This window comes from Ancylobacter sp. GW821-FHT10E12 (assembly GCF_058809335.1).
This window is the reverse complement of sequence record NZ_JBXASN010000008.1, coordinates 104,742-116,968: the sequence shown is the minus strand read 5'-3', so window position 1 is coordinate 116,968 and position 12,227 is coordinate 104,742. Positions and strand designations below refer to the sequence as shown.

At 62.1% G+C, this 12,227-nt stretch carries 18 protein-coding genes and 1 pseudogene; 14 read left to right on the top strand and 5 right to left on the bottom strand.

Annotated features, from left to right (window positions below; genetic code table 11):
- Positions 1–114: 114 nt before the first annotated feature.
- The 5 genes from AC1RU4_RS12745 to AC1RU4_RS12725 all read left to right on the top strand — a co-directional run bounded on the left by AC1RU4_RS12745 (position 115) and on the right by AC1RU4_RS12725 (position 3,497).
- Positions 115–849: an SDR family NAD(P)-dependent oxidoreductase gene (locus AC1RU4_RS12745; protein ID WP_492891466.1), complete on the top strand. Its 735-nt coding sequence runs from the start codon at positions 115–117 to the stop codon at positions 847–849.
- Between the two features lie 48 nt (positions 850–897).
- Positions 898–1,650 carry an SDR family NAD(P)-dependent oxidoreductase gene (locus AC1RU4_RS12740; protein ID WP_492891465.1) on the top strand — a complete coding sequence of 251 codons (753 nt, stop codon included), beginning with the start codon at positions 898–900 and terminating at the stop codon, positions 1,648–1,650.
- A 31-nt stretch (positions 1,651–1,681) separates the two neighbouring features.
- Positions 1,682–2,281, top strand: coding sequence for an NADPH-dependent F420 reductase (locus AC1RU4_RS12735; RefSeq protein ID WP_492891464.1), 600 nt, complete (start codon positions 1,682–1,684; stop codon positions 2,279–2,281).
- Between the two features lie 63 nt (positions 2,282–2,344).
- The gene (locus tag AC1RU4_RS12730) at positions 2,345–2,758 is read left to right on the top strand and encodes a nuclear transport factor 2 family protein (RefSeq protein ID WP_492891463.1); all 414 of its coding nucleotides are present in this window, start codon (positions 2,345–2,347) and stop codon (positions 2,756–2,758) included.
- Between the two features lie 106 nt (positions 2,759–2,864).
- Entirely contained in the window at positions 2,865–3,497 is a 633-nt protein-coding gene (locus tag AC1RU4_RS12725; protein ID WP_492891462.1) for a class I SAM-dependent methyltransferase, read from the top strand.
- 541 nt (positions 3,498–4,038) lie between these two features.
- Here AC1RU4_RS12725 and AC1RU4_RS12720 read toward each other — a convergent pair.
- The 3 genes from AC1RU4_RS12720 to AC1RU4_RS12710 all read right to left on the bottom strand — a co-directional run bounded on the left by AC1RU4_RS12720 (position 4,039) and on the right by AC1RU4_RS12710 (position 6,500).
- Positions 4,039–4,431, bottom strand: a complete 393-nt coding sequence (locus AC1RU4_RS12720) for a hypothetical protein (protein WP_492891461.1) — start codon at positions 4,429–4,431, stop codon at positions 4,039–4,041.
- Between the two features lie 77 nt (positions 4,432–4,508).
- Positions 4,509–6,134 (bottom strand): chaperonin GroEL, encoded by a 1,626-nt coding sequence (gene groL, locus AC1RU4_RS12715; RefSeq protein WP_492891460.1) that lies wholly within the window; start codon positions 6,132–6,134, stop codon positions 4,509–4,511.
- Between the two features lie 48 nt (positions 6,135–6,182).
- A complete protein-coding gene (locus tag AC1RU4_RS12710; RefSeq protein ID WP_492891459.1) occupies positions 6,183–6,500 on the bottom strand; it encodes a co-chaperone GroES in 318 nt (105 codons plus the stop codon).
- 633 nt (positions 6,501–7,133) lie between these two features.
- Between AC1RU4_RS12710 and AC1RU4_RS12705 the strand changes: the two genes are divergently transcribed.
- From AC1RU4_RS12705 to AC1RU4_RS12690, 4 genes are all read left to right on the top strand, one after another.
- On the top strand, positions 7,134–7,436 hold the full coding sequence (locus AC1RU4_RS12705) for a hypothetical protein (protein ID WP_492891458.1): 303 nt from the start codon (positions 7,134–7,136) through the stop codon (positions 7,434–7,436).
- A 164-nt stretch (positions 7,437–7,600) separates the two neighbouring features.
- On the top strand, positions 7,601–7,825 hold the full coding sequence (locus AC1RU4_RS12700; protein WP_492891457.1) for a hypothetical protein: 225 nt from the start codon (positions 7,601–7,603) through the stop codon (positions 7,823–7,825).
- Positions 7,826–7,839: 14 nt separating this feature from the next.
- Positions 7,840–8,163 (top strand): hypothetical protein, encoded by a 324-nt coding sequence (locus AC1RU4_RS12695; RefSeq protein WP_492891456.1) that lies wholly within the window; start codon positions 7,840–7,842, stop codon positions 8,161–8,163.
- Positions 8,160–8,435, top strand: coding sequence for a DUF1488 family protein (locus tag AC1RU4_RS12690; RefSeq protein WP_492891604.1), 276 nt, complete (start codon positions 8,160–8,162; stop codon positions 8,433–8,435). Before AC1RU4_RS12695 ends, AC1RU4_RS12690 begins: the two co-directional genes overlap by 4 nt.
- A gap of 281 nt (positions 8,436–8,716) precedes the next feature.
- On the opposite strand, the gene AC1RU4_RS12685 is transcribed toward AC1RU4_RS12690, so the two are convergent.
- Positions 8,717–9,007, bottom strand: a complete 291-nt coding sequence (locus tag AC1RU4_RS12685) for a hypothetical protein (protein ID WP_492891455.1) — start codon at positions 9,005–9,007, stop codon at positions 8,717–8,719.
- A gap of 320 nt (positions 9,008–9,327) precedes the next feature.
- Between AC1RU4_RS12685 and AC1RU4_RS12680 the strand changes: the two genes are divergently transcribed.
- Entirely contained in the window at positions 9,328–10,491 is a 1,164-nt protein-coding gene (locus tag AC1RU4_RS12680; RefSeq protein WP_492891454.1) for an extracellular catalytic domain type 1 short-chain-length polyhydroxyalkanoate depolymerase, read from the top strand.
- Positions 10,492–10,554: 63 nt separating this feature from the next.
- Here AC1RU4_RS12680 and AC1RU4_RS12675 read toward each other — a convergent pair.
- Positions 10,555–10,713: pseudogene (locus AC1RU4_RS12675) on the bottom strand (DUF6766 family protein); the annotation flags it as partial.
- A gap of 211 nt (positions 10,714–10,924) precedes the next feature.
- On the opposite strand from AC1RU4_RS12675, the gene AC1RU4_RS12670 reads away from it, so the two are divergent.
- The 4 genes from AC1RU4_RS12670 to AC1RU4_RS12655 all read left to right on the top strand — a co-directional run bounded on the left by AC1RU4_RS12670 (position 10,925) and on the right by AC1RU4_RS12655 (position 12,147).
- Positions 10,925–11,137, top strand: coding sequence for a cold-shock protein (locus AC1RU4_RS12670; RefSeq protein ID WP_492891453.1), 213 nt, complete (start codon positions 10,925–10,927; stop codon positions 11,135–11,137).
- A gap of 192 nt (positions 11,138–11,329) precedes the next feature.
- Positions 11,330–11,464, top strand: a complete 135-nt coding sequence (locus AC1RU4_RS12665; RefSeq protein WP_492891452.1) for a hypothetical protein — start codon at positions 11,330–11,332, stop codon at positions 11,462–11,464.
- A 9-nt stretch (positions 11,465–11,473) separates the two neighbouring features.
- On the top strand, positions 11,474–11,734 hold the full coding sequence (locus AC1RU4_RS12660; protein WP_492891451.1) for a hypothetical protein: 261 nt from the start codon (positions 11,474–11,476) through the stop codon (positions 11,732–11,734).
- Between the two features lie 26 nt (positions 11,735–11,760).
- Positions 11,761–12,147 (top strand): hypothetical protein, encoded by a 387-nt coding sequence (locus AC1RU4_RS12655; protein WP_492891450.1) that lies wholly within the window; start codon positions 11,761–11,763, stop codon positions 12,145–12,147.
- The last annotated feature ends 80 nt before the right edge of the window (positions 12,148–12,227 follow it).

Below are 12,227 nucleotides of genomic sequence, written 5' to 3'. Positions count from 1 at the left end.
CGATGTGCGCGATTCCGCACTCGCCGCCTGCCTCCTGCGAACCCACATCGAGACCCTCGGAGGACCTCTCCGTCCAGCCAAAGACCCGGGACGGCGATGGAAGGACTGCACGACATGACCAGATTGAATGGAAAGACCGCCGTCATCACGGGCGGCGCCACCGGCATCGGCCTCGCCTCAGCGAAGCGCTTCATCGAGGAGGGCGCGTTCGTCTTCATCTTCGGCCGCCGGCAGGACGCTCTCGACGCGGCTGTGGCCGAGCTTGGGCCGAATGCCCGTGCGGTGAAGGGCTCGGTCTCCGATGAGGCCGACCTCGACCATCTCTATGCGGCGGTCAAGGCCGAGCGCGGGAGCCTCGACATCGTCTTCGCCAATGCCGGGACAGGAAGCCCGCTTCCGCTCGGCAAGATCACCGCCGCGCACATCGATGAGACCTTCGACACCAATGTGAAGGGGACGATCTTCACGATCCAGAAGGCGTTGCCGCTGATGGGCGCGGGCGGATCGATCATCCTGACCGGATCGAGCGCCGGCACCACGGGCGCACCGGGTTTCACTGCGTACAGCGCGAGCAAGGCGGCAGTGCGCAACCTCGCGCGGACCTGGGCAGAGGACCTGAAGGGCACCGGCATCCGGGTCAACGTGCTGTCGCCGGGGGCGACGGCGACCGACCTCGCGAAGGAAGCCCTCGGTGAGGAGGGCCAGAAGGCTTACGGCGCGATGACTCCGCTGCAGCGCATGGCCGATCCGGCGGAGATCGCGGCGGCAGCCGCCTTTCTCGCCTCGTCGGACAGCAGCTTCATGACTGCCAGCGAGGTCGCCGTCGACGGCGGCCTGGCGCAACTCTGACCCCGGCGCGGCCCCAAGCCAAGCTCACACAGCCAAGGACAAAAGATCATGAAAGCACTCGAAGGTAAAATCGCAGTCATCACGGGCGGAAGCAGCGGGATCGGCTTGGCCACAGCCAGGCGCTTCGTGGAAGAAGGTGCGCATGTCGTGATCACCGGGCGAAGAGAGAAAGAGCTGACGGAGGCCGCAGCCTTCATTACCAGAAACGTTACGACGGTCGTCGGCGACGTGTCGCGCCTGGAGGATCTGGACCATCTCTATGCCGTCGTGAAAGAGAAACATGGTCACATCGACATTCTCTTCGCAAACGCCGGTGCAGGGACAATCGCACCGCTCGCGGTCGCGACCGAGGCCCATTTTGACCAGACCTTCGATGTGAACGTGAAAGGTCTGTTCTTTACGGTGCAGAAGGCCCTTCCTCTCTTCAAAGACGGCGGTTCGATCATCCTGACCTCTTCAGTGTCGAACGTGTTGGGGCTTCCCGGGTTTAGCGCCTACGCCGCGAGCAAGGCTGCTGTGCGCAACTTTGCGCGCGCTTGGACGCTGGAGCTGAAAGACCGCAAAATCCGCGTGAATTGTATGAGCCCCGGCGCAATCGATACCCCGGCCTTGGCGACGACGTCGGGCCTTACCGCTGAACACGTCGAGCAAGCGGTCGCACAATTCACCACGCAGATCCCAATGGGTCGCAGAGGCAAGCCGGAGGAAATCGCGGCTGCCGTCACCTTCCTCGCTTCCGATGAAGGTTCTTACATCACCGGCATGGATCTGGCGGTCGATGGCGGCATGGCGCAGGTCTGACCCAGCGTTCACACAGGATCGGAGAAGCATTATGAGCTATGCAATCATCGGCTTCGGCAAGATCGGCCACGCTCTTGCGAAGGCGTTTGCCCGCAAGGGGCTCGAAGTATCCGTCGCCACCACGCGCGACCCCGAAAGCTTTGCATCGGATGCGGCGGCGATCGGGCCCAAGGTCATTGCCAAGACACTGGCGGACGCGGTCAAGGCGGACATCATCTTTTTGGCTGTCCGTTTCGAGCAGCACCCGGAGGTCGCAAAAGCGCTGCCCGGCTGGCAGGGGAAGATCGTCGTTGATGTGACCAACGCCTACGGCGTACCGCCTGAGCAACTGGGAGGGCAGCCTTCTTCCAGGTTCATCGCGCAGGCCTTCACGGGTGGACGACTGGTCAAGGGCTTCAATCATTTGATCGCCGAGGTCCTTGACCACGATCCGGCTGAACATGGGGGCAGGAGGGTCGTGTTCCTGGCGAGCGACGATGATGGCGCTGCAGAGGAGATTGCTGCGCTTGCAGAAAAGCTCGGTTTCGCCCCGATCAAACTTGGCGGGCTTTCGGAAGGCGGGCTGCTGGTCCAGGCGCGCGGAAAAGGCTGGGGCCGGCTGATCTTTCAGCACCTGGTCAAGTTCGACTGATGGACGCGGCGCTTGCGATCGGGTCGAACGCGATCCGATCCGGCCGACATGGAGGAAATTCCTGTGAGCACCGAGAAGAACGTGCAGACCGTGAAGGACTTCTTCGCCGCGATCGGCCGCGGCGACAGGGAGGGTCTGCTGGCGCTGGTCACTGAGGACATCGAGTGGGTCATTCCGGGCGAGGACTGGCCTCTGGCCGGCACACACCACGGGCACGCCGGGCTGGCGGATTTGCTCGAGACGGCATCCAGGTCGATAGAAACGTCCGCGGAACCCAAGGAGTTCGTCGCGCAGAGAGACCGGGTCCTGGTCGTCGGCGTCGCTACGGGGAAAATCAAGGCCACGAACAAGCCGTTCAAGGACGACTGGGTCTTCGCCATTACCGTCCGGGGCGACAGAGTGACGAGCATCCGGGAGTACATCGACACGCAGGCACTGGCGCGGGCCGCACATGTGGACGCGTCCGGGCCGGCGTAATGCTCGCCATCAGCGGTCATCGGGTCGGGGTAAACGGTCGGTCAGCCGCGGATAGCTCCTCGCATCCCGCCCGTTCGTCGAATGCCCAACCGCAAGGAAGATCGCCATGTACGACCAATCCAAGCTATCCGAGTTGATCCGGTTCGCGCGCATCGATGCGGGCTCCACCGTGATCGACGTGTACCCGGGCGACGGCGACTGGACGCGCCTGTTCTCCGACATCGTCGGACCGGAGGGGCGGGTCTACAGTTTCGTGCCGGCCGAAGTCGCCCACTTCAAGAACGATCCGGTCGGCCTCATGAGAACGCTTGCGAAGGAGCCGGGCCGGGAGAACGTCACAGCCGTCTCGGCGGACCTCGTGGCGATGCCGGAGGTCACGCAGCCAGCGGATGTTCTGTGGCTGCACCTGTTCTACCACGATCTCCCCACCGCGCTGATCCAGACCAGGGGCGCGACGGCGGCCGACTTCAATCGAGCCGTCCACGAACGGTTGAAGCCCGGTGGGTTCTACGTCATCGTCGATCACGCCGCCGCCGCGGGGGCGGGCACGAGTGACACCCAGTCGCTGCATCGGATCGACCCAGCCTCCGTCCGCCGGGAGGTGGAGGCGGCCGGCTTCGTACTCGACGCGGAAAGCACCATGCTCGCGAACAAGGATGATCCGCACTCGGTCAAGGTGTTCGATCCCTCGATCAAGGGCGAGACTGATCGCTTTGCCTACCGCTTTGTGAAGCCCTGACAGTGAGTCATCCACGCTGCAATGAGATCAGCTCTCGCAAGCGTGGAAGCATTGCCGCTTCGTCTTTCTGTCGATCGACGACGAGGACGCGATCGACGACGGCACCACGTGAGAGCGAGAGTCCGCTTAGGGTCCAGTCCGCACGGACGCGGCAGCCGCCTCGCGCCAGAAGCGGAAGTTGGTAAGGCGGCTGGGAGCCGACATTCTCGGATGGCCAGCCAGAATGTTGTTGACCTAAACATGGACAACGTCGAGGACGTTCCCTGACTCGGCCTTTCACTCGCCGCGATGACCGGATCACCCGTCTTCCAGAAGCTCGATATCTGTTCGCAGCACCTCATGAAGGCCGCACGTGCGGCCCAAGCGCGGCCTCGCATCTAAAGAGGCGGGGAAATCCGCCTGCAGGCTCTCCACCAACCCGACGAGAGGCGCTGGAGCCTGCAAAGGGCCAGCGGCGGATTTCCCAGTGAAAACCCGGTCGGCCGACCCTGAGGGCGAGATCGAATGCCTCCCTGACGATACGCTGCCCGGCCTGAGCCAATCAGGTCGCAAGAACCGTCGTGCAGCCTTCGACACCACGACGATCGGGCGACGTCTGGCCGGGCATGGTCGCCCAGCCGCCAGCCTCGATGAACTGACGTTTCTTGTAGTTGTCGGGGATCGCCTTGAACTCGGCGAGCTTCGCAGGCGCGTCCGACGCGGCGTTGAACCGCTGGACGCAGATGGCGGAGGCCAGTTCTCCACGCGCGACATCACCCGCCGTGGCAGCGACCGCGCGTGACGTGCCGCCGGTCACCCAGCCGCCCCAGTTGAATCCGACGATCATCGTGGCGGTCGCGGTGGCGAGGCAGGCCCAGACGAGGATTGCCTTGGAGGGCTTGTAGTTCTCGAAACGCTGGCCGATCGATGTCCTGCCGCTGCTTTGCATGGCCATTGGAAGTCTCCCTTGTCGATTGATGGTGGAATTCCGCCGCCCGGCCGTGCCGCGGCCGAGCGATTCAGGCACTGCGCTCAGTATCCCATGCCGCCATTGCCGACCGGCGCCGCGGTTTCCTTGGCGGGAATATCGACGATCATCGCTTCGGCGGTAATCAGCAGCGCGGCGATCGAGCCGGCGTCCTGCAAGGCGGTGCGTACGACCTTGGCGGGATCGACGATGCCGGCCTTGATCATGTCGACATAGGTCTCCGTCTGCGCGTCGAAGCCCTGATTGTGATCCTTGCCGTCGGTGAGCTTGCCCACCACGATCGAGCCTTCCACGCCAGCGTTCTCGGCGATCTGCCGGATCGGCGCCTCAAGTGCCCTGAGCACGATCAGGATGCCGGCCGTCACGTCGGCATTGGCGCCCGTCAGCGATTTCAGGGTCGACCTTGCGCGCAGCAGTGCCACCCCGCCGCCCGGCACGATGCCTTCCTCGACTGCGGCGCGGGTCGCGTTCAGCGCATCGTCGATGCGGTCTTTCTTCTCCTTCACCTCGATCTCGGTGGCGCCGCCGACCCGGATCACCGCGACGCCGCCGGCCAGCTTCGCCAGCCGTTCCTGCAGCTTTTCCTTGTCGTACTCCGAGGTGGTCTCCTCGACCTGCGTCTTGAGCTGGGCGATGCGAGCCTCGATGTTCTTCTTCTTGCCGGCGCCGTCGATGATCGTCGTCGTCTCCTTCTCGATCAGTACGCGCTTGGCCCGGCCGAGCATGTCGATGGTGACATTCTCGAGCTTGATGCCGAGATCCTCGGAGATCACCTGGCCGGCCGTGAGAACCGCGATGTCCTCCAGCACGGCCTTGCGGCGATCGCCGAAGCCGGGCGCCTTCACCGCCGCGACCTTCAGGCCGCCGCGCAGCTTGTTGACGACCAGCGTGGCCAGCGCCTCGCCCTCGACATCCTCGGAGATGACCAGCAACGGCCTGCCGGTCTGCACCACGGCTTCGAGGATCGGCAGCAGCCCCTGCAGATTGCCGAGCTTCTTCTCGTGGATGAGGACGTAGGGGTCCTCCAGCTCCACGCGCATCTTCTCGGTGTTGGTGATGAAATAAGGGGAGAGGTAGCCGCGGTCGAACTGCATGCCTTCGACGACGTCGAGCTCGGTCTCGGCGGTCTTGGCTTCCTCGACGGTGATGACGCCCTCCTTGCCGACCTTGTCCATCGCCCTGGCGATCATCTCGCCAACGGCGGCATCGCCATTGGCGGCAATGGTGCCGACCTGGGCGATCTCGGCCGAGGATCCGACTTTCCGGGCGCGGGCCCGGATTTCCTTGACGACCTCAGCCACGCCGAGATCGATGCCGCGCTTGAGGTCCATCGGGTTCATCCCGGCGGCGACCAGCTTGGCGCCTTCGCGCAGGATAGAGGCGGCAAGCACGGTTGCCGTCGTGGTGCCGTCACCGGCGAGGTCGTTGGTCTTGGAGGCGACCTCGCGCACCATCTGCGCGCCCATGTTCTCGAACTTGTCCTCAAGCTCGATCTCCTTAGCGACGGTGACGCCGTCCTTGGTGATGCGCGGCGCGCCATAGGACTTGTCGATGATGACGTTGCGGCCCTTCGGGCCCAACGTCACCTTGACGGCGTTGTTGAGCAATTCGACGCCGCGCAGCATGCGGTTGCGGGCGTCGGTGGAAAATCTGATTTCCTTGGCAGACATGATGTTCGTCCAGTTCGGTCTCGGGGAGTGGGATCGGAAATCGACCGGTCAGGCGGCCTTCTTGGTGGCCGCTTCGGTCTTCTCGACGATGCCCAGGATGTCGGCTTCCTTCATGATCAGGAGATCTTCGCCGTCTATCTTCACCTCGGTGCCGGACCATTTCCCGAACAGGATGAGGTCTCCAGCCGCCACGTCGAGCGGGGCCAGCTTGCCGCTTTCATCGCGTGTGCCGGGACCGACGGCGACGACTTCGCCCTGCGAGGGCTTCTCCTTCGCCGTGTCGGGAATGATGATCCCGCCCTTGGATAGCAGATCGCCTTCCGCACGCCGTATGACGACGCGGTCGTGGAGGGGTCGAAATGTCATTGGGTTCTTTCCGCGGCCTGCCTACAGGGCGACCGCAGGATCTATATAGCGCCTTTGGCACTCTAGGGATAGGAGTGCCAAAATTATAATTCATCGATCACGAAATATTTGAAAAATATTCGACGTGAATTTCTCTCGCGATCAATTGAATTTTTTCCCGAGTCAGACAGCCTAAGGACGAATTTTCACTCGTTTTATTTTAATGTCCGAGAATTTGGCGATCCGGATTGTTTCCCGCAGAGGGTTCGGCTTGCTTGAATCGCGGTTTAGGCGTATCGATAGAACTCGTTGATTTGGCCGAGTTGGCTTTCGCGGTGTCAGAGACCTGAACCCGCCAAACATCACCAAGTTCTCGACAGCGAATGCGTGACGCCTTTTGGGCGCATGTTGGGTTGTTCGAATCTGGATGAGCCCTGCGCTGACCACGGATGTACTGGCAGCATCGAGCACCGTTTCGAATCGAGCGATGCCAGGGACATAACGGATATTTACGTACCCCCTGTTCCACTGTGCAAAGCGCCGTCTTTCCATCCGGGTACCCGGCGGCGTTCGCCCTGGGGCGTTCAATACAGACGCTGCCGCCGAACAATCTGGCGGCCTGCCAAACCACCCTTGAAAAGGACCACAAGCAATATGACCGCGACCACTCCGCTTCGCAGCACTCCTCCGGCCCGGCGCGACAGCGAAACTCATCTCTTCGCAATCGGGCAGTCCGTTCAGCTGAAGGGCGGATTCGGCATGCATCCTTCGAAATACGGGGACATCTACCGCATCACAGCCACGCTGCCGCCTTACGGAAACGCGCTGCAGTACCGCATCCACAATGAGAACGAGCACTACGAGCGGGTGACGACGGAAGACAACCTGCAGCCGGTCGCTCCCGCGAAGCTGGGCGAGGGCGCCGCGCTTCTCGAACAGACCTTCAGCCATGGCTAAGGGACAGAAGCGCAGCAGCCGCGAGATCCGGAAGCCGAAGAAGGAAATGGCTGCTTCCAAGTCCGACGGTCGGTTCGAGACGCAAATGAAGCTGGCAGCTACAGCCGTTGCACCGCGTGGCAAGGCACGGAGCTGACAGCCGACATGCCGAGAAACGGATATCGATGAAGATTGTGATCGAATTCTATCGCACCCGGCAGCAGGACGACGCGCACGCGGTCGTCGGGTGCGAGATGGAGGAAGCGGTTGATCTCGATGCTGCGATCGAGTTGGCGCTGGCGCTGGCGCAAACCCTCGACATGCCGCAGCGACCGGACGCACTGACGATCACTGACGCGAACGGCAGGACGCTCTACTCCTGCATGCTCGACATCGGCCTCGGGCAATAAAGAAAGCCATCGCCATGAACGACCATAGCAATAAAGCCGTACGGAGCCGGAAGGCCATTTCGATCGACATCTGGGAAAATGAAGGCGGCGCGCCCGGCCGTGCCTCCACCGACGATGAGCGCGGCCGCGACAACCCGTTGTATCGTTTCCGACATGTCCATCATGTCGTCATGGATTTTCCGGCGCGGGCACATGGTTCGACGCGGATGGACCTCAGCCGGTCGAGCGTCACGCGCGGCGCCAATTTCTCGCTTCCTCGCGGCATGAAACGCCACGATGCCAGAATGGCAACTGACGGCTGGACGGGTTTGTCTGAAACCGTGGCATGGCAGTCATGACACTGGCTTTTCCGAACCCGAGCCGCAGCTTCGACGGCACGCGCAACGTCGTCCGGTTCACCGGATATGACGGTATGTTCGAGGTTCCGTTCTTCGTCGAGATCGACGCGCTGGTGAAGTCGACCACCGAATTACCCATGTCGGAAACACTGGAAACGAAGTGCCTTTCCGCTTTCGATGCCTTTCGCGCATCCATTTATCGCGCCGCGTCTAGGGCCTATTCGAACGGTCGCCGCACCTCTTACATCCTGACCGCCGCCGATTTCCGGTAGGCGGTCAATATTCGCCGAGACCTTTGCATCCTGATCCGTTGCGGCTGTGAGATTGCGCTGACCAGTCAACAGCCGATCGCTCTGGCCTGTCTCCTGTCCGTCCATGAGGATCACGCGGCCGATATGCGCGCGCCGGGACGTTGCTCATTACGTCATCGTACCCGAGATTGACATGACGCACCCGGCCGGAAGTTCGAGCACAACCGGATCGGCTCCGTCCACACAATACACGAGCCTCAGGGCGGAGCAACATTCGTCCACCGCCCCGCAGGATCATGTCTTCAAGCTCTCGCTGCCGGCCCTCCAGCCGCAGGATGACGTCGTGCGCAGGAATAGGTGTCGGCCTGCCCGGACTTTAGATCATCCGTTGTCAAGGAAAGGTTCGCCGGAATCGTCGGGGCCGACTGGCTGCTCTGCGAGGCGGCGTTCCGCGAGCCGGCCATTCCGGCAAGCACAGCGTCGCCGCGTCCAGCCGGCCGTCCTGCCGCGCGATTGCCACCGCCGTCGTCATAGGCACCCTCCATCAGTTTGGTGAAGCTCTTGGCCTGCAGGAAGAAATCGATGCTCGGCAACCAGTCTCGGTCGTTGCCTCCGCGTAGGAATGCCGACCGGGCAGCCCGTTCTAGGGCCTGACGCCAGCCGTCGACGCCATCGCTGTACCTCATTGCCTACGTCGCCTCCGCCCTTGGGGGCTGACAGCGCGATGATGAACAAACCCTCTTCCTCAGCGATCGCGACTGAGAACAGGCACCTCGGCCGGCTACAAGGCCGGCCGATTTCCGCATGTTCCGAACAGCCCCCCTTGTTATTGTGCAATGCAGCAACGATTTCGCTGCAAGTGCGTTAAGCACATGCCGTCCATTCTCCGGGCGCCACAACAAGGATGCCTCCATTGCGGACAATGTCGGATACGATCGCCTGTCTCACTGTGTTTCGCGGGCGCCACGGGGCACATTTCCCAAATCTCGGTTCGCCCGATAGACTTTCGTCGCTCGGCGATTTTGGATCGAATCCGGGTGGGTTGAAGTCGCGGTTCTACCTGCCGGCAAATCTTTCCGAAGGTGCCCCGCTGGTGGTTGTGCTGCATGGCTGCACCCAGAACGCAGCCGGATACGATCATTGTGCAGGCTGGTCGCAACTTGCCGATCAGGCCGGATTCGCCCTGCTTTATCCGGAACAGCATCACGGCAACAATCCAAATCTGTGCTTCAACTGGTTTCGGCCGGGCGATGCCAGGCGCAATGCCGGTGAGGCGCTCTCCATTCGCCAGATGATCGAGGCGATGATGGTTGCCCATGGCCTCGATCGAAACAGGGTCTTCGTTACCGGCCTCTCAGCCGGCGGTGCGATGGCCTCCGTCATGCTTGCGACCTACCCGGAAGTCTTCGCCGGTGGCGCGATCATCGCCGGCCTCGCCTATGGCCGTGCCACTACGGTGCCGGAAGCGTTCGACTGCATGCGCGGTCACGGCACGGCGTCCGACGAGGAGCTTTGGGAGCTTCTGCGCGAGGCCTCCGCCCATGCAGGTCCCTGGCCCAAAATCGCCATCTGGCAGGGATCGGCTGATCACACGGTCGCTCCTTCCAACGCTGAGGATATCGCCGCGCAATGGCGCAACGTTCACCAACTCGATGAGCAGCCGACGCAGTCGGAGGTGCTGGGGGCTCACGCAAAACGCATCTGGTGCAATGCCGTAGGCGAGCCGGTGATCGAATTGAACACGGTTGCCGCGATGGGACATGGCACGCCGCTGGGCGATGATCTCGGCGTTTCCGGCCCCTACATGCTGGATGTCGGCATCTCGTCCACGCGAGAGATTGCGCAATTTTGGGGAATTGCGCCTGTACGGGAGCGAGCGCACGCAACTCAGGCGTCGACGCCAGCGCAAGGCAAGCGGCCTGCCTTGGCACCGCCGACAGCCGAGGCCTACGGCGCCAACAAGGCGGCGTCGGAGCACTCCATGAGGTGTGCGGGTCTGAGGCCGTCGCCATCCGATGCATCCGGCGTGAAGAAGATCATTGAGGACGCCCTTCGCGCTGCCGGGCTGATGCGTTGAGTTCCATCATCTTACTTTGCGCCGCGCTGCGTTCACGCCAGGTGTCAGTGTTGCGGCGTCAGTTCAATCGCCGGTTTGCGAATTGGCCGCGGAGGCGGGCTTGGATTCCGACGGGCCCTGATAGCGCAGGAAGATCGACAGCACGACGAGAACGGCGGTTGACAGGAATTCCGGCTGCCAGTTCTGAATGGACTCGAACCATGCTTGTTTTGGGTCCAAGTTTGGAATTCTGGATTTCGACCCCTTAAAAATTCATAGTCCTTGTAATATTTCCATCCAAGGCACATATTAATTTGGTCGATAAACGGCAAGATGAACATCTATCTCGTGGGATTTAGTTCCGCATTATTATGTTCTCTTTTCCTGAAAATGCGATTTCGACGGCCTGCGCCTTTGCAGGCAAGCTAGAATTACACTTACGAAAGGGTTTCCCATGACCACGGGAACCGTAAAATGGTTCAACGCCCAGAAAGGCTTTGGATTCATTGCGCCGGATGACGGCGGCAGCGATGCGTTCGTTCACATCAGTGCCGTGGAGCGTGCCGGTCTGAGTGACCTGCGCGAAGGTCAGAAGGTGGGCTTCGAGCTTATCCCGGACCAGAGAAGCGGCAAGATGACGGCCGACAAGCTCCAGTCGCTGAGTTGATTGCATGACGTCGGTGGCGCCGGACTTCAGGGCCCGCCGACAGTGTCATCGCGTTCCGGTCGACCACGGATGTACTGGCGACCTAGAGAGCGATGCAGATCCGAGGCGCCCGGCGCCTGTAAGCCCCGCGCCTCCTCGAGGTCGCGGGGTTTTTCGTGTCGCCGGACACCCATCACCGCAACATGAAGGGAAATGATCCTGGCCAAGAGTCAGCTTGGCGGCAATCGGGAAACCAAGAAGCCGAAGAAGAAAGAGGAACCTGAAGCCGCCCCCGCTCTTGTCAAGGGGATGTCCGCCCCGATCGGACTGCCTAAGAAGAAAGACTGAGGTGCTGCCATGACCATCCGAACCAAGGAAACCACGGTCACGTTCAGGCATCCGTTCAGGCTGAGCGTGCTTGAGCATTTACAGCCCGCCGGCATTTACCGGCTGGTGATCGACGAGGAGGAGATTCCGGGCATTTCCTTCCTCGCCTATCAGCGTTCCGCGACGATGCTGCATACGCCCGCCATCTCCGTCGTCGGCACCTCCAGCCAAGTTTTCGCGGTCAGCTCCGGGGAATTGGCGAGGGCGCTCGAAGCCGACCTCAAAACGTGACCTCGCACCTGAAAGGGGGACATGGCGTGGACTATCTCGGCGGACTGCGCGGAACCGGCCTTCTTCTGTGCGGGAATGCGGCGGTCGGTCCGATGCAATATGATTTCGATGGCTATCTGTCGAAGGCCGGCCAGGTGACGAGTTGCGGCGAAATCCGCCTCCCGGCATCGGTGCTGAAGGTGGTGTTCGGCCGCGCAGATCTGTGCTTGCAGACCACGGACGGCCGTTTGCTCGGCCTTCGCTTCTCCGAGCGACGGATGTCGGCGGACGGTGGCGCCGCGCATGTCGATGTGATCGGCGAATTGCCGGCGGCAGCCGACTGGCACCACGGATCCGGATGGCGCATCTCTCGGCCCGTTGGATCGGATCGGCCTCCGCCCCGCCCACTTCATCCGCGCGTTGTACGAGCGTAGCCGGCAAGCCGCGGCCGGACCTGCATCTGGCACCTCGATCGCTGTCTGCGCCATGCCTCTCGCGCTATTCCGGACCGGTA